The organism is Aeromonas sp. 603404 (genome assembly GCF_049171775.1).
In the GTDB taxonomy this organism is placed as follows: domain Bacteria; phylum Pseudomonadota; class Gammaproteobacteria; order Enterobacterales; family Aeromonadaceae; genus Aeromonas; species Aeromonas veronii_A.
The window spans coordinates 593,681-615,173 of the sequence record NZ_JAAKPE010000001.1; the positions used below are offsets into that span (position 1 = coordinate 593,681).

The 21,493-nt window shown below is 59.2% G+C and carries 15 protein-coding genes; 3 read left to right on the plus strand and 12 right to left on the minus strand.

Features of this window, described 5'->3' with window-relative positions; translation table 11 throughout:
- Positions 1-12: 12 nt before the first annotated feature.
- From G5306_RS02595 to G5306_RS02615, 5 genes are read right to left on the minus strand one after another with little or no spacing between them, the layout of a single operon-like run.
- Positions 13-1,464, minus strand: a complete 1,452-nt coding sequence (locus tag G5306_RS02595) for a VWA domain-containing protein (protein WP_421312311.1) — start codon at positions 1,462-1,464, stop codon at positions 13-15.
- Positions 1,455-2,447, minus strand: a complete 993-nt coding sequence (locus tag G5306_RS02600) for a VWA domain-containing protein (protein ID WP_421312313.1) — start codon at positions 2,445-2,447, stop codon at positions 1,455-1,457. Before G5306_RS02600 ends, G5306_RS02595 begins: the two co-directional genes overlap by 10 nt.
- Positions 2,444-2,983 carry a DUF4381 domain-containing protein gene (locus G5306_RS02605; protein WP_421312314.1) on the minus strand — a complete coding sequence of 180 codons (540 nt, stop codon included), beginning with the start codon at positions 2,981-2,983 and terminating at the stop codon, positions 2,444-2,446. Before G5306_RS02605 ends, G5306_RS02600 begins: the two co-directional genes overlap by 4 nt.
- Entirely contained in the window at positions 2,968-3,870 is a 903-nt protein-coding gene (locus tag G5306_RS02610; protein WP_421208476.1) for a DUF58 domain-containing protein, read from the minus strand. The genes G5306_RS02605 and G5306_RS02610 overlap by 16 nt, the downstream gene beginning before the upstream one ends.
- Positions 3,861-4,811, minus strand: a complete 951-nt coding sequence (locus G5306_RS02615; protein ID WP_201902410.1) for an AAA family ATPase — start codon at positions 4,809-4,811, stop codon at positions 3,861-3,863. The genes G5306_RS02610 and G5306_RS02615 overlap by 10 nt, the downstream gene beginning before the upstream one ends.
- A gap of 182 nt (positions 4,812-4,993) precedes the next feature.
- Between G5306_RS02615 and fadI the strand changes: the two genes are divergently transcribed.
- Both fadI and fadJ read left to right on the plus strand, forming a co-directional pair.
- Positions 4,994-6,304 (plus strand): acetyl-CoA C-acyltransferase FadI, encoded by a 1,311-nt coding sequence (fadI, locus tag G5306_RS02620; protein ID WP_216978740.1) that lies wholly within the window; start codon positions 4,994-4,996, stop codon positions 6,302-6,304.
- Complete coding sequence (fadJ, locus tag G5306_RS02625; protein ID WP_216980303.1) at positions 6,304-8,451, plus strand: fatty acid oxidation complex subunit alpha FadJ; 2,148 nt, start codon at positions 6,304-6,306, stop codon at positions 8,449-8,451. Before fadI ends, fadJ begins: the two co-directional genes overlap by 1 nt.
- 168 nt (positions 8,452-8,619) lie before the next feature.
- On the opposite strand, the gene G5306_RS02630 is transcribed toward fadJ, so the two are convergent.
- The 4 genes from G5306_RS02630 to G5306_RS02645 all read right to left on the minus strand — a co-directional run bounded on the left by G5306_RS02630 (position 8,620) and on the right by G5306_RS02645 (position 15,875).
- Complete coding sequence (locus G5306_RS02630; RefSeq protein WP_040065652.1) at positions 8,620-10,140, minus strand: SpoVR family protein; 1,521 nt, start codon at positions 10,138-10,140, stop codon at positions 8,620-8,622.
- A 9-nt stretch (positions 10,141-10,149) separates the two neighbouring features.
- The gene (locus G5306_RS02635; RefSeq protein WP_005360363.1) at positions 10,150-11,421 is read right to left on the minus strand and encodes a YeaH/YhbH family protein; all 1,272 of its coding nucleotides are present in this window, start codon (positions 11,419-11,421) and stop codon (positions 10,150-10,152) included.
- A gap of 23 nt (positions 11,422-11,444) precedes the next feature.
- The gene (locus G5306_RS02640) at positions 11,445-13,367 is read right to left on the minus strand and encodes a PrkA family serine protein kinase (RefSeq protein ID WP_421312315.1); all 1,923 of its coding nucleotides are present in this window, start codon (positions 13,365-13,367) and stop codon (positions 11,445-11,447) included.
- Positions 13,368-13,958: 591 nt separating this feature from the next.
- On the minus strand, positions 13,959-15,875 hold the full coding sequence (locus tag G5306_RS02645; RefSeq protein ID WP_421312317.1) for a RecQ family ATP-dependent DNA helicase: 1,917 nt from the start codon (positions 15,873-15,875) through the stop codon (positions 13,959-13,961).
- 355 nt (positions 15,876-16,230) lie between these two features.
- Here G5306_RS02645 and sstT point away from each other — a divergent pair, with 355 nt between their 5' ends.
- Complete coding sequence (sstT, locus tag G5306_RS02650; protein ID WP_005345324.1) at positions 16,231-17,481, plus strand: serine/threonine transporter SstT; 1,251 nt, start codon at positions 16,231-16,233, stop codon at positions 17,479-17,481.
- A gap of 549 nt (positions 17,482-18,030) precedes the next feature.
- On the opposite strand, the gene G5306_RS02655 is transcribed toward sstT, so the two are convergent.
- From G5306_RS02655 to pabB, 3 genes are all read right to left on the minus strand, one after another.
- Positions 18,031-19,329 (minus strand): serine/threonine transporter, encoded by a 1,299-nt coding sequence (locus G5306_RS02655; RefSeq protein WP_005345325.1) that lies wholly within the window; start codon positions 19,327-19,329, stop codon positions 18,031-18,033.
- A gap of 216 nt (positions 19,330-19,545) precedes the next feature.
- Positions 19,546-20,112: a CoA pyrophosphatase gene (locus G5306_RS02660; protein ID WP_421173222.1), complete on the minus strand. Its 567-nt coding sequence runs from the start codon at positions 20,110-20,112 to the stop codon at positions 19,546-19,548.
- 42 nt (positions 20,113-20,154) lie between these two features.
- Entirely contained in the window at positions 20,155-21,438 is a 1,284-nt protein-coding gene (pabB, locus tag G5306_RS02665; protein ID WP_421173224.1) for an aminodeoxychorismate synthase component I, read from the minus strand.
- Positions 21,439-21,493: the final 55 nt, after the last annotated feature.

Below are 21,493 nucleotides of genomic sequence, written 5' to 3' on the forward strand. Positions count from 1 at the left end.
ATCCTGCTCGCGTCACCAGGGTTCCTCCACCTTGATAAGATCCCGGCGCAGCGCCTCTTTACGCAGTCGCTGTTCCAGCAGCAACACCGGGGGAGAGGGGGGCAGGGGCATTGCCGTCGCCTGCTGAGCTGCCGATGGTTCGGGTTGCTTGCTGTTGCTGGTATCGGGAGCGGCCGCCGCTGCGCCCTGTAACAGAGAGAGGTTATAGAGCGCATCTTCATGGCCGGGTTCAAGCGCCAGAGCGGCCAGATAGGCCTCTTTGGCTGCGGCAAACTCCCCCAGTTGCAGCAGGGCATTGCCGCGGTTGTAGTGGGCAGTGGCGCTTGCTACTTCCTGATAGGCTGCGATAGCTTGCCGATAGACTCCGGCCCGATACCAGGCGTTGCCGCGCCAGACTGGATCGTTGAAGGTGCGGGCTGCCCGCTGAAAATCACCCTCTTGATAAGCCTGCATCGCTTGCAGATCCCCCCTCTCTGTTGCTTGCAGATTTTGTGGCGCAAGCAGCTGAGCTCCCACCATCAGCGCCATCATCAGCCGGGCGCCGACTCTGGCCAACAATGCCAATGGTAATAACGGGATCAGCAGCCAGGGGCCAAGATCCAGTGGCGCCGGGGTGAGGGCGGAGGTCGTGGCGGGGAGAGGGGCAAATCGGGGTACATCGCTACCAAGCCATTGCAGCTCACCGCCGAGGCGATTGGCCAGTGCGGCAATGGCCTGACTATCGGGGGCGGGCAACTGCGCGGGCATGCGGGCGGCAAATCCCAACTCACTGGCCGGAATGGCGGGCATGGGGGCCGGTTGACCACTGCTGGCAAGCAGAATATCGAGGCGTGCCGACTGGGTGTCGCGGCAAAGAAGGCGTTGCTGGCAGGGCCACAGGGCGGCGATTTGGGTCATCTGATTTCGGGTGAGGTCGTCGGTGATCAGCAGCAGACGCGCTTGTTCTCCAGGGGCCAGCTGCTTCATGGCAAGTTCCACCGCCCGTGCCGGGTTGCTGCCCTGCAGCGGCATGATATCGGGGCGCAAGTCGGGCAGCAGCAGCGAAAGGGCCTGATGATCCCGGGTGGGCGGCATGGCGAGGTAGGCATCGCCTGCGTAGAGGATCAGCGCAATGCGCTCGCCATTGGCGCGGCTCAGCAGCTGCTGCAACTGCCATCTGACCCGGGTTGCCCGATCCGGTTTGAGATCGGTGGCGGTCATCGAGCGTGACAAGTCCAGCAGCCAGATATCGAGCGGCGCTGCAGGCTGCTGTTGCAGCTCGCCGCGCAGTGCCGGTCCGCTCAGAGCCAAAATGACGGGCAGTGTCGCCAACCAAAGCAAGGGGCGTTGAGGGTGGGATGCTGGCAGCAGATAAGCCTGCATAGCAGGTGCGAGCAGCGTGGGCTTGCGACGACGGCGCCACCCTTGCCAGAGCCAGGGGATGAGTGCGATCAGCCACAGGGGGCGGAGCAAGATCAACTCCATCTGCGCGCGCCTCGTGCCAGCCAGTTACGCACCATGCGAAACTCCAGTCTGCCGTGCCCTGATGGCAGAAGCAGCAAGCCACAAAGCAGTGCCAACGGCCAGGGGTAGAGCTCGATCACCGGCTGGTACTGGGCAATCGGCATGGGGGCAGGTTCAAGGGCATTGAGGGTCGCGTTGATGGCATCGAGATCGCTTTGGGTGCGTGCCCGAAAGTAACGCCCCTGGCCTGTCTGTGCCAGCTCTTTCAGGAGCGGCTCGTCCAGTTCGCTGCTGGGATCGGCCTGACCGCTGCCCGTCTCATCGTAGGGTTGGATAAAGGTATCGGGATCGGCCCCGACCCCCAGCGTGTAGATCCGTATTCCCTGCGCTGCGGCGAGTTTGGCCTCCTGCAGCGGGTCGGCACTGCCTGCGGTATTGCGGCCATCAGTGACCAGCAGCAGGGCGGTGGGGCGACCCGGATCTCCATGCTGACGTGCCAGCTGGATGGCTTCGCCAAGGGCGGTGGTTCGGCCGACAAGATCAAAATCGAGCTCGTCGCTCAAGGTCAACAGCGCCGGGATCTCCTGAGTGAGGGGAGAGAGCAGGTAGGCGTGATCGGCAAATACGATGAGGCCCACCCTGTCTCCGGCCCGTTTGGCGATCAGCGCCTTGATCTGCTGGCGCACCGCCGTCAACCGAGCTTGCTGCTCGCCGTTATCGAGCATATCAGGGGTGCGCATACTGTCTGACAGATCCACTGCCAGCAGCAGATCCCGACTCCCTTCATATTGAATAACCGGTTCTCCCCACCACTGGGGGCGGCAGAGGGCGAGGATAAGGGCGCACCAGAGCAGCATGGCGCGCCAGAGCGGTAATCCGGCCTGAGGACGCAGCAGCGCAAACCCGGGGTGAGCCAGATAGCCGCGGCGCAGGGGCGGCAAGCCGAAGCGCACCAGCAAGGGCAGTACCAGCGCCAGCGCAAACCAGGGCCAGGCCAGGATCATGAATGCCTCCGTGCGGTTTTACGCCCCGAGCGGGGAGAGCGTTGCAAGAAGAGGGTCTGACCCCAGCGGCGATAATGTTGCCGCAGTTGTTCGCTCTGCTCGCGAGTCGGGTTCTGGCTGCCATAGAGCCAACTGCTCCAGTGAGACGAAAACTGGCTGAAATCGCTGCCGCCGTGACGATCGACGAAGGCGAGCCACGCCTCTCCCTGCAATTGGCGCGCCTCGGGCCAGCGTTGCAGTGCTTCATGACGCAGGGCCTCCTGTATGCGTGCCACCAGCAGCGCCGGATCTCCCTCCAGCTGATGACACCAGCGGCGGTAACGTATCACTCTCCGGGCAATCAAGACGATCAGCAGCAGCAATAACGCTGTGATCAATAGCCACAGTAGCGCCTGCACTCTGGGATCAAGACTCTGTTCAATCAGATCAGGTCCCGGGTGGATGTCGCGCATCAGGGCGGCCAGCGGCGGAGTGATGGCGTCGGAGGCTGGACTGGCGCTGTCGAGTTCGGCGGGCGAGATCATCCCTGATGACATAGCCCCTCCTGCCACTGCTGTTGCAGCGTCTGGCTGTTATCGAGCAGATAGAGGCGCTGCACCAATGGCAACAGCAACTGCTTGCCGTGGGCCAGCTGCTGCTCGGCGGCATGCCGGTAGCGCTGGGAGAAACAGGCATGGCTCCCATCCAGCCAGCCCTGATAGTGCTGCCCTGGCCGATCGATAGCCACTGGCAGCTGGCCGTCAGGGGGAAGGGCTGCCTCGAGGGGGTCACGGATCTGCCAATAGTGAATATCGTGGCGGCGGGAGAGCAGTTGCAATTGCTGACAGAGCGCCGACTCGCAGGATCTGTGATCGGTGATGATCGTCAGCTTGGCACCGTGAGGCAGCTTCACGCCGGACAAGGTGTCGGCCAGCGAGTGAGAAAGCGCCCGGCGGGCCAGCCCTTGCTGATAGTGATGGCAGAGGGATTCGAGCAGGGGCAGCACGCTGCCGCGCTGGTTCTGGTGATGGGGGATAAGCCCGTGGCAGATTAGGGTGTTGTGCTGCTTCTCCCCTTGCCAGATCAAGGCTGCCGCCAGCTCGCAGGCGAGGCGCGCCTTGAGCTGCAGTGTGGAGCCGAAATACATGGCGGGAGAGAGATCGAGCAGCAGCCAGTGCGCCTGATCCAGCTCCTCGCTATAGAGGCGGGTATAGGGACGACCGAGGCGTGCGGTCACTCGCCAGTCGATATGGCGTACCTCGTCACCAGCCTGATAGGCGCGCAGCTCGCGAAAGGTGAGCCCGGGAGAGCGGCCCGGTCTGCCGCGTTCGCTGCTGCTTCTGCCCGCGTGAGGTGGCTTCCTGGCCTTGGCCCATAGCCGGATACTGAGCAGCCGTGGCAGCGACAGGACGATATCGGGATGCAGACCGGGATCTAGGGGCATGGCACCTGATCCAGCAGTTGGGCGATCAGGATATCGTTATCCAGATTGTCGGCCAGTGCCTGATAGCTGGGTATAAGGCGATGGCGCAGCACAGGATAGGCTTGCAGCTGGATATCTTCCGGCAGCACATAATCTCGTCCGGCAAGCCAGGCTCGGGCGCGGGCGGAGCGAGCCAGCCCCAGCGTAGCCCGAGGGCTGGCCCCCACGGCAATCAATGGCTCAAGGGCAGGGCAAAGACCACTGCCCGGGCGAGTGGCGCAGACCAGCTCCACCAGATAGTGCTCCAGTCTGCTTTGCATGGTCACCGCCAGCACTTCGCTGCGGGCATGCTGCAAGCTGGTCTGACTCAGTGTCACCGGCGCCGCGCCAAGCTGTTCGCCGCTGGCGTTGAGCTGCAAGATGGCGAGCTCCATCGTGGGGCTCGGGTAATCCACCATCAGCTTGAGCAGAAATCGGTCGAGCTGCGCCTCCGGCAGGGGATAGGTTCCCTCCTGCTCGATGGGGTTCTGGGTGGCGGCGACCATAAAGAGAGGCGGCAGTCGCCAGCTCTTTTTGCCCACGGTGATCTGGTGTTCGGCCATGGCTTCCAGCAGCGCTGATTGCACCTTGGCCGGCGCCCGGTTGATCTCGTCCGCCAGCACCAGATGGTTGAAGAGGGGGCCTGGCTGGAAAACAAAACTGGCATCCTGCGGGTGAAACACCTCGCTGCCGGTGAGATCGGCAGGAAGCAGATCGGGGGTGAACTGGATACGGGCAAAGCGCCCCTCGACGGCGCCAGCGAGCGCCTTGACGGCGCGGGTTTTGGCCAGCCCGGGGGCCCCTTCGATTAACACATGTCCTTCACATAACAGGGCAATCAGGAGCCCTTCTATTAGCTCCTCCTGCCCCAGGATCTGACTGCCAAGATAGTCCCTAAGTGCTCTGAACTCGGCCGCTGCCATGCGATAAACCCGTTGTTTTTATGGAAGTTGATCTTTTTATACTCCAGTTGCTCCCCAAGGGCGAGCAAAGGGGCCTTGCCGTGCTTAATTTAGTTTCAATCAGCTGTATGAAACTTGTGATTGGATTGTTAAGATGTGGCGCAATGAGGTCAGACCTCTGCCTTTTAAACCAAGGAGCCAGGATGAAACAGCCATTGAAACTGACGACTCGCCAGGGCGAACGGATTGCCGTCGTGGCGGGGCTGCGTACCCCCTTTGCCAAGCAGGCCACCGCCTTTCATGGCGTGCCTGCAGTCGATCTCGGCAAACTGGTGGTGAGCGAGATGCTCGCCCGTACCAATCTCGATCCCAAGCTTATCGACCAGCTGGTGTTTGGTCAGGTGGTTCAGATGCCGGAAGCCCCCAACATTGCTCGCGAGATCGTGCTTGGCACCGGCATGAGCGTCAATACCGATGCCTATAGCGTCTCCCGCGCCTGCGCCACCAGTTTTCAGGCGGTGGCCAACGTCACCGAATCCATCATGGCGGGCACTGTGGATATCGCCATCGCTGGCGGTGCGGACTCCTCCTCCGTGCTCCCTATCGGAGTGAGCAAGAAGCTGGCCCGCGCCTTGGTGGATCTCAACAAGGCGCGCAATCTGCAGCAGCGCTTCAATATTCTACGTCAGCTGCGGGTCAAGGATCTGCTGCCGGTGCCGCCTGCCGTGGCGGAATACTCTACTGGCCTCTCCATGGGGCAGACCGCCGAGCAGATGGCCAAGAGCCACCAGATCAGCCGCGAGGCGCAAGATGCGCTGGCTCACCGCTCCCACACTCTGGCCGCGCAGGCTTGGGCCGATGGCAAGCTCAGTGGCGAGGTGTTTACCGCCCATGTACCGCCCTACAAGTCGCCGCTGGAGCGGGACAACAATATCCGTGAAAGCTCGGATCTCGCGAGCTACGCCAAGCTCAAGCCGGTGTTTGATCGGGTTCATGGCACAGTGACGGCGGCCAACGCCACGCCGCTGACCGATGGCGCTGCCGCCGTGCTGCTGATGCGCGAAGGGCGGGCGAAAGAGCTGGGCCTCGAACCGCTGGGCTATATCCGCAGCTTCGCTTTCTCGGCCATCGATGTGTGGCAAGACATGCTGATGGGGCCCTCCTACGCCACGCCGCTGGCGCTGGACAGAGCCGGCATCACGCTCAGCGATTTGACTCTGATCGACATGCACGAAGCCTTTGCCGCCCAGACTCTGGCCAACCTCAAGATGTTCTCAAGCCACGAGTTTGCCCGTGACAAGCTGGGCCGCGATCAGGCCATCGGCGAGGTGGACATGGAGAAGTTCAACGTCCTCGGCGGTTCGCTGGCCTATGGCCACCCCTTTGCCGCGACCGGTGCGCGGATGATCACCCAGACCCTGCACGAGCTGCGTCGTCGCGGTGGGGGATTGGGGCTCAACACCGCCTGTGCGGCGGGTGGATTGGGCGTGGCTATGGTGTTGGAGGTTGAATGATGAGCGCTAAGACTTTTTCCCTGGATGTTCGCAAAGATGGCATCGGCATCCTCACCATGGATGTGCCGGGCGAGAGCATGAATACCCTGAAAGCCGCCTTTGTCGAGGAGATCCGCTCCGTACTGGACGAGGTAAAACGCAACAAGGATTTGATCGGGCTGGTGATCACCTCCGGCAAGAAGGACTCCTTCATCGCCGGCGCTGACATTACCATGCTGGCCGCCTGCACCAGTGCCAAGGATGCCGAGACCCTGTCACGAGAAGGGCAGGAGATCTTTGCCGAGATCGAGGGGCTGACCATTCCGGTGATCGCCGCCATTCATGGCCCCTGCCTCGGTGGCGGGTTGGAGCTGGCGCTGGCCTGCCATGGTCGGGTGGTGACCGAGCACGGTAAAACCGTGCTGGGATTGCCGGAAGTGCAGCTCGGTCTGCTGCCGGGCTCTGGCGGTACCCAGCGTCTGCCGCGCCTTATCGGGGTGGCCAAGGCGCTGGATCTGATGCTGACCGGCAAGCAGGTTCGTGCTAAACAAGCCAAGAAATTGGGGCTGGTGGACGATGTGGTGCCGCCGTCAATCTTGCTGGATGCTGCCATCAAGCTGGCCAAGAAGGGCAAACCGCGCCATCAGTTGAAACGGGATCTGCAGGGCAAGGTGCTGGAGACCAACAAGCTGGGCCGTAAGGTGCTGTTCGATCAGGCCAGCAAGGGGGTGAAAGCCAAGACCCGCGGCAACTATCCGGCGCCGGAGCGGATCCTGGATGTTGTGCGCATCGGCGTGGAGGAGGGGATGAAGGCCGGTCTGGCCGCTGAATCCCGCCACTTTGGCGAGCTGGTGATGACTGCTGAGTCTGCCGCCCTGCGTTCCATCTTCTTTGCCACCACCGAGATGAAGAAAGAGGTCACCTATCAGGGAGCCGAGCCGCGCAAGGTGGCCCATGCCGCCGTGCTGGGCGGTGGTCTGATGGGGGGCGGCATTGCGTTCGTCACCGCTACCAAGGCGGGCGTGCCGGTGCGGATCAAGGATGTGGCAAGCGCCGGGATCGGCAATGCCATGCGCTACAGCTATGACATTCTGGCCAAGAAGCTCAAGCGCCGTCATATCCTGCGCAGCGAGCTGGAAAAGCAGATGAGCCTGTTGACCGGTACCCTCGACTACTCCGGTTTCCACCGGGTGGACATGGTGGTGGAGGCGGTGTTTGAAGATCTCAATCTCAAACACCAGATGGTGAAGGACGTGGAGCGTGAGTGCGGTGAGCACACAGTGTTTGCCTCCAACACCTCTTCCTTGCCCATCAACCAGATTGCGGCAGAGGCGGCGCACCCAGAGCGAGTCGTGGGGCTGCACTACTTCAGCCCGGTGGACAAGATGCCGCTGGCGGAGATCATCCCCCACGCTGGCACCAGTGCCGAGACGGTCGCTACCACCCTGGCTTTTGCCCGCGCCCAGGGCAAAACGCCCATCGTGGTGAAGGACGAAGCCGGTTTCTACGTCAACCGCATCTTGGCGCCCTACATGAATGAGGCGGCAAGACTGGTGCTGGAAGGGGAGCCGGTAGAGGTGCTGGATAGCGCGCTGCTGGACTTTGGCTTCCCGGTTGGCCCCATCACCTTGCTCGATGAGGTGGGGATCGATGTGGGCGCCAAGATCTCCCCTATTCTTGAAAAAGAGCTGGGCGGCGAGCAGTTCCAGGCGCCCAAGGCGTTCGACAAGCTGCTGCAAAATGATCGCAAGGGACGCAAGAACGGCAAGGGCTTCTATCTCTATGGCAAGGCGGCACCGCGCAACAAGCTGACTGGCAAAGAGGGCAAGAAGACGGTGGACGAGAGCGTCTATGGCGTGCTCGGCATCAAGCCGTCTGCCAAGCTGGCCCGTCAGGAGATCGCCGAGCGCTGCGTGTTGCTGATGCTCAACGAAGCGGCCATGGCGTTGGATAGTGGTGTGGTGGCGTCGGCCCGTGATGGCGATATCGGCGCCATCTTCGGCATCGGTTTCCCGCCTTTCCTTGGCGGCCCGTTCCGTTATATGGATACGCTCGGGATCGATCATCTGGTTGGCCGTCTGGAGTATTACCAGAAGCGCCACGGCGACCGGTTCGCCCCCTGTGCCCGTCTCAAGGCGATGGCCGCAGAGCAGCAGACCTTCTACTGATAATCGCTGCCGAGTGACAGCAAGGCAAAGAGGCCCGCACACCATGCGGGCCTCCTTCTATGTTGTGGTTTGTTCGGGTTGTACGGCTTGGGCAGCGCTCATGCTGGCAGAAGCAACCGATTAAAAAACGGCCCACCGAAGTGGGCCGTCGAGATATCACGTCACGGGTCAGATCCCCGGTTTGCGCTCCGGGCAGCGGCCGATGATATCGGGCGGCAGCTCGCCGTTATCCTGCTCCAGCACCACGTCGAATCCCCACAGTTGATGCAGGTGTTTGAGCACCTCATGGCGTGAGTCGCCAAGGGGTATGCGGTTGTGGGGCACATAGCGCAGGGTGAGGGAGCGATCCCCCTTCACGGCAACGTTGTAGACCTGAATATTGGGTTCCAGATTGCTGAGGTTGTATTGGGCCGACAGGGTATTGCGCACCTGACGGTACCCTTCGTCATTGTGGATGGCGGAGACCTTCAGATAGTTCTTCAGATCGTCGTCATCAATGGCGAACAGCTTCATATCCCGCATCACTTTGGGACTGAGGAACTGGCTGATAAAGCTCTCGTCCTTGAAGTTCTGCATGGCAAAGTGGAGGGTGTCGACCCAGTTGCTGCCGGCATAGTCGGGGAACCAGTATCTATCTTCCTCGGTCGGGTTCTCGCAGATGCGGCGCAGGTCGGTAAACATGGCAAACCCCAGCGCATAGGGGTTGATCCCCGAGTAGTAGCGGCTGTTGTAAGCAGGTTGATAGACCACATTGGTGTGGCTGTGCAGCACCTCCATCATGAAGCGATCGCTCAGCTTGCCCTCGTCATAGAGGTGATTGAGGATGGTGTAGTGCCAGAAGGTGGCCCACCCCTCGTTCATCACCTGAGTCTGCTTTTGCGGATAGAAATATTGGCTGATTTTGCGCACGATACGCACCACTTCCCGCTGCCAGGGCTCCAGCAAGGGTGCATTCTTCTCGATAAAGTAGAGAATGTTCTCCTGGGGCTCGGCCGGGTAGCGCCTGTCCTCCACGCCAGCCGCTTTATGCTGCTTGGGCAGGGTTCGCCACAGCTCGTTGACCTGAGTCTGCAGATAATCTTCCCGCGCCTTCTGACGCCGCTTCTCCTCAGCCATCGAGATCTTCTGTGGACGCTTGTAGCGATCCACCCCGAAGTTCATCAGGGCATGGCAGGAGTCGAGCAGCTGTTCCACCGCCTCGATGCCATGCTTCTCTTCGCACTGGGTGATGTAGTTCTTGGCGAACAGCAGGTAGTCGATGATGGAGGAGGCATCGGTCCAGGCCTTGAACAGGTAGTTGTTCTTGAAGAAGGAGTTGTGGCCGTAGCAGGCGTGTGCCATCACCAGCGCCTGCATCGGCATGGTGTTCTCCTCCATCAGGTAGGCGATGCAGGGATCGGAGTTGATGACGATCTCGTAGGCCAGCCCCATCTGGCCGCGCTTGTAGTTTCGCTCGGTATGGATAAAGCGCTTGCCGAACGACCAGTGCTGATAGCCGATGGGCATGCCGACGCTGGAGTAGGCATCCATCATCTGCTCGGCGGTGATCACCTCGATCTGGTTGGGGTAGGTATCCAGCTTGTAGAAACGGGCGACCCGGGCGATCTCCTGGTGATAGGTCTCCAGCAGATCGAAGTTCCAGTCTGGTCCGTCATCCAGTGGCGCTACACGTTTTTCTGTTTCGATCATGTGACCTCCTCACGCCGCTTGTTTCTTGAACAGCTCGCGGAACACCGGATAGATATCCTCGACCTTGCGAATGTGCTCCATCGCAAAGTGGGGGAACTGGCTGGCTACCGATTCATATTCGTGCCACAGGGTCTGGTGGGCACGGGTGGTGATCTCGATGTAGGAGTAGTACCTCACCCTTGGCATGATGTCCCGCGCCAAGATCTCCCTGCACTGTGGTGAGTCATCAGCCCAGTTGTCACCATCCGACGCCTGCGCCGCATAGATGTTCCACTGGTTGGCGGGGTAACGCTCGTTGATGATGTCGTTCATCATCTTGAGGGCGCTGGAGACGATGGTGCCGCCAGTCTCCTGGGAGTAGAAGAACTCGTGCTCGTCCACCTCCTTGGCCTGGGTGTGGTGGCGGATATAGACCACCTCGACGTTCTTGTAGGTCCGGCTCAGGAACAGATAGAGCAGGATATAGAAACGCTTGGCCATCTCCTTGGTGGCCTGATCCATGGAGCCCGAGACGTCCATCAGACAGAACATCACCGCCTGGCTGGAGGGGACGGGCCGTTTGACGAAGTTGTTGAACTTGAGATCGAAGGTGTCAATAAACGGCACCGCATCGATCCGCCGTTTCAGCTCCCTGATCTCCTTCTCGAGCAGGGCTATTTCGGCAAAGTGCTCGTTGGGATCGGTGGCCAGCAGAGCCAGCCGATCTTCCAGTTCATGCAGTTGGCGTTTCTTGCCCGCTTGCAGCGCCATGCGCCGCGCCAGCGAATTTTGCAGGGAACGCACCACGTTGATGTTGGCGGGCACCCCGTTTGAGGTGTAGCCCGCCCGATAGGTTTTGACCTCCATCAGCTGATTGAGCTGGGTTTTCTGCAGCCTGGGTAGCTCCAGATCTTCAAACAGCAGATCGAGATACTCATCCTTGGAGATCTGGAACACGAAATCATCGGCCCCTTCACCCTGATTGGATGCCTGTCCCTCGCCGGAACCCTGTCCACCGCCCCCTCCTTTGGGGCGGTCAATCTTGTCGCCGGAGACGAACTGATCATTGCCGGGATGCACCATCTCCCGTTTACCGCCGTGCCCCTGATGAAAATGGGGCTCGCCGATATCCTTGGTCGGGATGCTGATGCTCTCGCCCTTGTCTACGTCCTGAATGCTGCGCTTGGAGACAGCATCCGAGACCGCTTGTTTTATCTGCTTCTTGTAGCGGCGGATGAAGCGCTGCCGATTGACAGCGCTTTTGTTTTTGCCGTTGAGCCTGCGGTCGATAAAATGCGCCATAACTCCCCCTTGAACAGTCAGGGTCAGGATGACTTGCGTACCCTGAGATACCATTCGGAGAGCAGTCGCACCTGTTTGCGGGTGTAGCCTTTCTCCATCATCCGTTCGACAAAGTTATCGTGCTTCTTCTGCTCCTCGGCCGAGGTTTTGCTGTTGAAGGAGATAACCGGCAGCAGCTCTTCCGTGTTGGAGAACATCTTCTTCTCGATCACAGTGCGCAGCTTCTCGTAACTGGTCCAGTTGGGGTTACGGCCTGCATTGTTGGCCCGGGCACGCAGCACGAAGTTGACGATTTCGTTACGGAAATCTTTCGGGTTGCTGATCCCGGCGGGTTTTTCAATTTTCTCCAGCTCGCTGTTGAGCGAAGCCCGATCAAACAGCTGGCCGGTTTCGGGGTCACGGTACTCCTGATCCTGGATCCAGAAGTCGGCGTAGGTGACGTAGCGATCGAAGATGTTCTGCCCGTACTCGGAGTAGGACTCGAGATAGGCGGTCTGGATCTCCTTGCCGATGAACTCCACATAGCGCGGGGTCAGATAGCCCTTGATGAACTCAAGGTAGCGATCGTGCAGCTCTTGCGGGAACTGTTCGCGCTCGATCTGCTGCTCCAGCACATAGAAGAGGTGCACCGGGTTGGCGGCCACTTCCGCGTGGTCGAAGTTGAAGACGCGGGAGAGGATCTTGAACGCAAAGCGGGTAGAGAGACCATTCATCCCCTCGTCCACACCTGCGTAGTCGCGATACTCCTGATAGCTCTTCGCCTTGGGATCGGTGTCTTTGAGGCTCTCGCCATCATAGACCCGCATCTTGGAGTAGATGCTGGAGTTTTCCGGCTCTTTCAGCCGTGACAACACAGAGAATTGGCCCAGCAGCTCGAGGGTACCCGGGGCGCACTTGGCTTCGGTCAGTTCACTGTTGACCAGCAGCTTCTCGTAAATCTTCACCTCTTCCGAGACGCGCAGGCAGTAAGGCACCTTGACGATGTAGACCCGGTCGAGGAAGGCCTCGTTGTTCTTGTTGTTGCGGAACTGCTGCCATTCGGATTCGTTGGAGTGGGCCAGCAGAATGCCGTCAAAGGGGAGGGCGGAGAGCCCTTCGGTACCGTTGTAGTTACCCTCCTGGGTTGCTGTCAGCAGCGGGTGCAGCACCTTAATGGGTGCTTTGAACATCTCGACAAACTCCATCACCCCCTGGTTCGCCTTGCACAGCGCGCCTGAGTAGGAGTAAGCATCGGCGTCATCCTGGGCGAAGTGCTCCAGCATGCGGATGTCGACCTTGCCGACCAGTGAGGAGATATCCTGGTTGTTGTCATCACCGGGTTCCGTTTTGGCTATGGCAATCTGATCGAGGATGGAGGGGTTGACCTTCTCCACCGTGAACTTGGTGATGTCGCCGCCAAATTCATGCAGGCGTTTGGCCACCCAGGGGGACATGATGGGACGCAGGTAACGGCGCGGGATGCCGTACTCTTTTTCCAGGATCTCCCCATCCTCTTCGATGTCGAACAGGCAGAAGGGGTGATCGTTGACCGGTGAGCCCTTGATGCGATAGATGGGCACCTTCTGCATCAGGGATTTGAGTTTCTCTGCCAGCGAGGATTTACCGCCGCCAACGGGGCCCAGCAGATAGAGGATCTGTTTCTTCTCCTCCAGCCCCTGGGCGGAGTGTTTGAGGTAGGAGACGATCTGTTCGATAGCCTCTTCCATCCCGTAGAAATCCTTGAAGGCGGGATAGCGTGCCACGACGCGGTTGGAGAAGAGTCGGCTCAGTCTGGGGTTGGCTGAGGTGTCTACCATCTCCGGCTCACCGATGGCGGTCAGCAGACGTTCGGCTGCGGAGGCGTAGCAGGCTTTATCCTGCTTACACATATCCAGGAACTCCTGGATGGTATATTCCTCTTCTCTCGCTTTTTCATATCGCTGTTGGTAATGCTCGAATATGCCCATAACTTTGCCCTCGTTATAGTCGCTTACCCTGAAAAAAGTGGATGACTGCTTTTGTGTTGTGCGCTTTTAAAGCCTAGTCAACAGACTCCAGTAATCCATCACGGTTGATAGGTTAAATTCTGAAGAAACCTGCCCGATCCTTGTGCGGGGAGGGTCAGTCAACAACACCGCTATGTTACTGACTGTTAAATTATTTTTGCCACGATAGTGAGGTAAATGTCAAAGACATAAAAAATAAATGTTTATGGGAAAGAGGGAACTTATTGCGAAAAGATTAAGGGGTTTGACGAAAGGCAATGGGACTGCGGGTTAGCGGGGTTATGAATGAAAACGTCATTACGTGTACGTCAACGTAAATCACTTTGTTTGGAGTTTTGGCTCTAATTTTTACATTGACGCTACATTTTGAGTGCCCTAAATTGGCGATGTGTGAGCAGCAAGACGCTTTAGCAAGAGAGTTGACTGTTGCCTCACCAAGCTCTGTTTAAGCACGTTTCCGTTGGCTTGACCCTCGCAACCGCGAGGGTCTTCTTTTTCTGCGTCTGTAAACGCTTGTTTCTGCTGGTGGCTATTGACGCCGCCAGCACTCATCTAGCAAGGGTAGGCTTGTTGCACTGCCGCCAGGACGCGGGCAAACGGGTGGGCGGCCAACTGGCCTGCGCCCGCCAGCGATTTGGCCTTGACCCGGCTGGTCAGCGGTGTGGTGATACCGCACAGGAAACGGGCCAGGACACGAGCATCCACCGAACCGGTTTTGGCAATCAGCGGATCGCACCAGGCGCGGATCCCCGCCGCGTTTGGCATGGCCAGTTGGGGTAGGGGAGGGAGATGTGCTACCTCGCCGCGACAAACCGAACAGTGGCCACAATGAACCGGCGCCACCTCATCGGCAAAATAGCGGGCGAGGCGGTGGCTCAGGCACTCACTTGAGGTGAAAAAGTCGAGCATGGCTTGCAGTCTTGCCAGCTCGCTCTGCTCTTTTTGCAGGAACAGGGCGTGCAGGGCTTTTGCTTCCTGCTCGTTGTCCCACCCCTGACGGGTGATCCGGTAGACCTCGGTCATCTGTTTGCTTTCAAGCTCGATCCAGCCTTGCTGCTGCAGGTAGTCGAGCGCCGCAACCGCCCGCTGTCGCTCCCCCTGATAGCCCTGCCAGAGGGCGTCAAAGTCCATGGTGCACCAACTGCGCGCTTGCGGGGCGCAGGCGAACAGTTGCTCCAGAAACTGGCGACGATCCGGATTGAAGCGGCTCACTATCTCGCCTTTATCCAGCACAAACTTGAAGCGGTAGTCGGCGTAGTAGCTGTAGGCCGGGGTGATGATGCCTGCCATCTCCAGATAGACCAGCAGGGTTTTAAGGGGCAACTGGCGGATATTGGTGTCGTTGGAGAGGCGCAGCAGGGTGAATTCCCACTCGCTCCCACTCTGTTTGATGATGGCAAGAAGCTGGAGGATGGCACTCAAATCCGGCGTATCGCCGTAGACGAAGTTCTCCAGCACCGGCAGCTGGCTCTGGTTGGCCAGCACGATACAGCGCGATGGTCGGCCATCCCGTCCGGCGCGGCCAATCTCCTGGCTGTAGTTTTCGATGGATTTGGGCAGATCGTAGTGAATGACCCGCCGGATATCCGCTTTGTCGATCCCCATGCCAAAGGCGATGGTGGCGACGATGCAGTCCACCTTGCCCGCCATGAAATCGTGCTGGATCTGACTGCGCAGCGCTGAGTCGAGTCCGGCATGATAGGCGCGGGCGTTGATCCCTTCTCTAACGAGTTGCTCGGCACAGGCTTCTGCGGTGTGTTGCAAGGTGACGTAGACGATGGTGGGGGCCGCCGGAGCGTTGGCCAACTCCTGCGCGAGCCAGCTATCCCGCGTGTCGGGCGCTAGGGGAATGACCGCCAGATCAAGATTGGGGCGGTAGAAACCGGTGACCACGATCCCCTCCGGCGCGATGCCGAATTTGGTCTGCATATCCTGAATTACCGCCGGCGTGGCAGTAGCGGTCAGCAGCAACACCTGCGGGATCTTCAGGTCATGGCGGTAGCTCGGCAGCTTGAGGTAGTCGGGGCGAAAGTTGTGGCCCCACTCCGAGATACAGTGCGCCTCATCGACGACCAGCAGCGAGAGCGGCACTTGCTGGATAAAGCGGCGAAAGCGCTCGTTCTTGAGTCGCTCCACCGAGATCATCAGGATCTTGAGCTGGCCATCCAGTGCCTGTTGCATCACTTGTCGGCTCTCCTCCGGGCTCTGGCTTGAGTCGAGGGTAGCGGCGCTTATTCCCTTGCTTTTGAGGAAGGTGAGTTGATCGTGCATCAGCGCCAGCAGCGGCGAGATAACCAGGGTCAGGTGAGGCAGGGCGAGGGCAGGTAGCTGATAGCAGAGGGACTTGCCGGAGCCGGTGGGAAAGATGGCGGCGGCACTCTGACCTGCCAGCACCCGGCTAATCACCGCTTCCTGACCAGGCCTGAGTGCGGAGAAACCAAAATATTGGTTGAGCAGGGATGGGATCATGGCAAGGCTCCGCGGCAAATGGGGGATGATAGCACAGCGATGCCGGTCACGGGTGGCACAGGAATGGTCGTGAGGGTGAGGGCAGAGAGAGTTGATAAAACGTACAAAAATGGGTGGTTGCGCTGTAGTTAAGGTTTTGTTGCGGTTTTTTGTGATGGAAACGGGATATTTTTTGGTGAGTCTCTGGAAAAAAAAGATGGTGAATGGGATATTCCGTCATGCAATCCGGTGACTGGCGGATCGGCCCGACAGAAGGCTGGCCACAGACACCACATCCGGGCGACAGGGGTCTCCCGATGAGTGGTTGCAGACAGGACTCATGATTCATGCACTACGGTGCTTAGGGACTTTTTTGATGACACAACAACACCCCCTCCTTCGGCTGGTCAATAGCACCAGCCTGGTCAGCCAGATCCTGGTTGGTCTGGTATTCGGTATCTTGCTGGCACTGTTTGCACCCGAGTGGGCGAAAACGGCAGGTCTGCTCGGCAGTCTGTTCGTTGGTGCACTGAAAGCGGTAGCCCCGCTGCTGGTATTCGTACTGGTGATGGCGGCTATCATTGGTCACAAGCAGGGTCAGAAGACCAATATTCGCCCACTGCTGGCGCTCTACCTGTTTGGTACCTTCTCTGCGGCCGTGGTCGCGGTGATTGCCAGCTTCCTGTTCCCCTCCAACCTCCATCTGGTGGCCAATACTGCCGAGATCACCCCGCCAGGCGGGATCACCGAGGTGCTGCAGACCTTGCTGTTCAATGTGGTAACCAACCCGGTCAAGGCGCTGATGGATGCCAACTATATCGGTATTCTGGCGTGGGCCATCGGTCTGGGTATCGCCATGCGCCATGCCAACGAGAGCACCAAGGCGCTGATCACTGACCTGTCTCACGGTGTCTCCGCCATCGTGAAAGCGGTGATCCGCTGTGCTCCGCTCGGGATCTTAGGTCTGGTTGCCTCCACGCTGGCAGAGACCGGTTTTGACGCCCTGTTTGGCTATGCCCAACTGCTGGTGGTGCTGATCGGCTGCATGCTGTTTATCGCCTTTGTGGTCAACCCGTTGATCGTCTTCTGGAAGATCAAGCGCAACCCCTATCCGCTGGTGCTGACCTGCCTCAAAGAGAGCGGTGTGACCGCCTTCTTTACTCGCAGCTCTGCCGCCAACATTCCGGTCAACATGGCGCTGTGTGAAAAACTGCGCCTGCCCAAAGATACCTATGCGGTCTCCATTCCGCTGGGTGCCACCATCAACATGGCGGGTGCGGCCATCACCATCACTGTGCTCGCCATGGCGGCGGTACATACCCTGGGGATGGAAGTGGACATGGCAACTGCTGTGCTGCTCTCCGTGGTTGCCACCGTCAGCGCCTGTGGCGCGTCCGGTGTCGCCGGTGGCTCCTTGCTGCTGATCCCGCTGGCCTGTAGCCTGTTTGGTATCAGCAACGACATCGCCATGCAGGTGGTGGCCGTCGGCTTTATCATCGGTGTGCTGCAGGATTCTGCCGAGACAGCCCTTAACAGCTCCACCGACGTGCTGTTCACCGCCGCAGCGTGCATGGCCGAAGATGAAACCTTGCTGGATGTGGCTCCGGTACCGAGCCGCGAAGCCTGATCTCTCAACGGTCAGTTTCGCAACACACTTGCGCCCTCTTCGGAGGGCGCTTTTTATTGTCGGCTTTGCTCTCTTTTCCTCTTTGATCAATCTCATTGGCTGATGTGCCGGACATTCTGTCGCCCTTGTCCAGGGCGCTGCCTTATCTTTATCCCTTTGAGTTGTGCTTACTCCCTCTGTGGTGCGCTATACATTTTTGCCTGCTCTGCCAAGAGCCAATTGCTATGGCTTACCCCAGATCTTCAGGATAATCACAGCATCACAGAAGAATGGAGGTGGCTGGCTGCGGCAGATGAACCCGTCCTATCAGACACGCCATCATGGTTTGGTGAGGGGGAGTAAACGTGTTGGCGATATTGAGCTGCGGGCATGAGGGGTCATGTTGATACCCGACGTGCTCAGTCATGGTGCTGGTGAGCATGCAGATATCCAACAAGGTGAGGAGAGTAATAAGGAGAGAGCAGGGCAATCGCGGATGCAGAGATTGCAGAGATAAAAAAGCCAGCCGAGTGTTCGGCTGGCTTTTTGCTATCAGCGGCAGGTAGGGGATTAACCGACCAGCTGATAGAGGATGGCGGAGATGGCGATCATCCCCATCACAGCGACAAATACGTTGCTGATATGGCCCTGATACTTCGCCATGGCCGGTACGCGCTTGATGGCGTACATCGGCATGATGAACAGGATGGTAGCGATGATCGGGCCGCCCAAGGATTCAATCATGCCCAGAATGGAAGGGTTGGCAATGGCAGTGCCCCACAGGGTCAGGATGAAGAAGGCGATGATGAACATCTCGACTTTCTTGGCGTTCGGCTCTTTGCCGGACTTGCGCATGTTCTGCACGATCATCCCTTTCAGACCTTCACGGGCACCCAGATAGTGGCCGAAGAAGGAGGATACGATGGCTACGAACGCAACCAGCGGACCGAAGTAGGAGATGATGGGGCTGGCATGCTGGTTCGCCAGATAGGAGAGCACGGCGATGTTCTGGGCCTTGGCTTCTGCCAGCTGGGCCGGTGTCAGGCTCATGACGCAGGAGAAGACGAAGAACATCACGAAGCCCAGCAGCACCATGGCGGTACGCTTGAGGATGGCATCGGCTTTCTCGACAGCCTGATCACCGTGGTCGCGGCGCTGGGCTAGGGAGAAGCTGGAGATGGCCGGGCTGTGGTTGAAGGAGAAAACCAGTACCGGGATGGTCAGCCACAGGGTAGTGGCGAAATCCTTGGCAGAGGGCACTTGCTCCAGCGCCGCGCCGGTCCAGTCCGGGATCAGGTAGAGGGAGATACCGGCCAGAATGGCGATCAGCGGATAAACCAGCAGCTCGGTCACTTTCAGCATCAGCTTTTCACCGGCCAGCATCACGGACATCATGCCCATGATCAGCACGATGGAGAGGATCCAGCGCGGCGGGGCACTCATTTGCAGCTGGTTGACCATGAAGCTTTCCACGGTGTTGGTGATACCCACGCCGTAGATCAGCACGATGGGGTAGATGGCGAAGAAGTAGAGCAGGGTGATTAATTTACCGGCACCCACGCCAAAGTGCTCTTCCACCACTTCGGTGATGTCTGCATTTGGCTTTTTGGAGGAGAGCACGAAACGGGCCAGACCACGGTGGGCCAGATAGGTCATGGGACCTACCAGCAGCGCCATGACGACCAGCGGCCAGAAACCGCCCATACCCGCGTTGATCGGCAGGAACAGGATCCCCGCGCCAACTGCGGTCCCGAACAGACTGATGACCCAGGTAGAGTCGCGTTTTTCCCAACGAGTGGTTTGAGTAGAGCTGATCCCTTGCTCTGTTGACGCCGCAACTCCCTGCGTGCCAGTGACTGTGTTTGACATCTATCTCACCCCGAATGTGTGGTTCTTATTAAGTCGGCGCAAGGATACGGTTTTTCTAATCAAAAATGTTGATCAAATTCATCTTTACGGCACGAAAAACCGCACTTTCTTATGGAAATGTGATCAAAACAAGAAAAATTCAATTATTGTTTATCAATTGGCACGTTATTTTAGTGTTAATGATTAAATCTCGCCCAGCCAAATGTAGGTAAATTGTTATTTTGCGAGATGCTGGGCTAGCTGGTTGATCATGCTGGCGGTAGCCCCCCAGATAAAGTGCTGTTGCCAGGGGATCCAGTAGATGGTGTGCGGTTTCCCCCCTCTGTAAAGGGTCAGGGGGATATGGTTGCGCCGATCCAGCAGATGGGTCAGCGGCACTTCGAAGGCGTGATCCACCTCATCCGGACTCAGAATGAGGGGATAGTTGCCATCGAGCAGCCCCAGCACCGGCAGCACCTCGAATCGTGACACCGTATTGAGTGGGTTGAGGGTGCCGATCACTTCAATCAGCCGGGCCGGAATGCCGAGCTCCTCTTCGGTCTCCCGCAGCGCCGTGGCAATCAGGTTTTCGTCGCCGGGATCCTGTCGCCCGCCGGGGAAGCTGATCTGCCCCCCATGATGACGTAGCCGTGGGCTGCGCCGGGTCAATAACACGCTGAGCCCCTCATCGCGCATCACCACCGGGATCAATACTGCCGCCGGACTGAGCCCGCCGATGGCGAGGCGATGGGCCGGGGCGGGTCGCTGCAACTGGAAGCGGGTCAGCAGTTCGTGGCGATCCATGGCGGGGAGATCTCCTGTGCGTTGGCCAGACAGTGGGGAGGGTTAAAGCGCCGACAGCGGCGGCAGGATGCGGGCGACCTTGTCATAAGTCTCCTGATATTCGCTGTCGGCGTCGGAGTCGGCGATGATGCCGCCACCGGCCCAGCAGTGCAGGCGACCCGCTTCGGCGATCAAAGTGCGAATGCAGATGCTGGTATCCATCCGGCCATGCTGGCTGAGATAGCCGATGCTGCCGCAATAGGCGTTGCGACGCTGGGGTTCCAGCTCTTCGATGATCTCCATGGCGCGTATCTTGGGTGCGCCGGTGATGGAGCCACCCGGGAAACAGGCCCGCAGCAGATCGACTCCTTGCCAGTGTGCATCCAGCTCACTGTGGATGGTGGAGACCAGATGATGTACCGCCGGAAACGACTCCACAGCAAAGAGATGAGGCACGCTGACCGAGCCCGGCCGGCTGACCCGACCGATATCGTTGCGCAGCAGATCAACGATCATCAGATTCTCTGATCTGTCCTTGTCCGCCTGCGCCAGCTCCTGCGCGACTTGTCGATCGGCCGCCGGATCGGGGTGGCGAGGGCGAGTGCCTTTGATGGGTTTGGTTTCGATATGACGGCCATCAAGCAGCAGGAACCGCTCGGGGGAGAGGCTCAGCAGCGCACTATCCGGCAAGCGGATAAAGGCAGAGAAGGGTGCCTTGTTGGCAGCCGCCAGCAGGCAATAGGCCTGCCACTCATCACCCTGATAGGGGGCGCTGAAACGCTGGGTCAGGTTGATCTGGTAGCAATCCCCCGCGGCGAGATATTCCTGAATGCGGGCAAACTTCTCGCCATACTCGGCGCGGCTCATATTGCTCTGCCACGACCCCAGCAAGGCAAAAGCGGGGGCCGGGTTGGTCTGCTGCTGTTCAAGCCAGGCCAGCCGCTTGGCAAGTCCCGCTTCATCCCCCCAGTGCACCAGCTGCCAGTCGCCAGTCGCCACATTGCGCAGCAGCGCCCAGTCGTAGATACCCACCGCCATGTCCGGCACCGCGATATCGGCGGCGGCCTGCACTGGCAGTCGCTCGAAGCGGCGGCCGAGATCATAGCCAAACAGACCGAGGGCACCGCCAATAAAGGGTAGGTGAGTAGAGCACAGTTCCAGCTCTCCCAGCAGCTGTTGCTGGATATGGGCCAGCAGGGCTAGGGGATCCTCATGGTGTTTGCTGATATTCATCCCGACACGCAGAGTGGTCACCTCGCCGCGGGTTTCGAGGGTCGCCAGCGGATCGGCGGTGATGATATCAAAGCCGTTATCGGCGCCGAGTGGCCCCGCCGATTCCAGCAACATGGCCCACGGCTGATGTTGCAGGCGGGCAAAAAGCTGATGGAGTTCAGCACTGTGG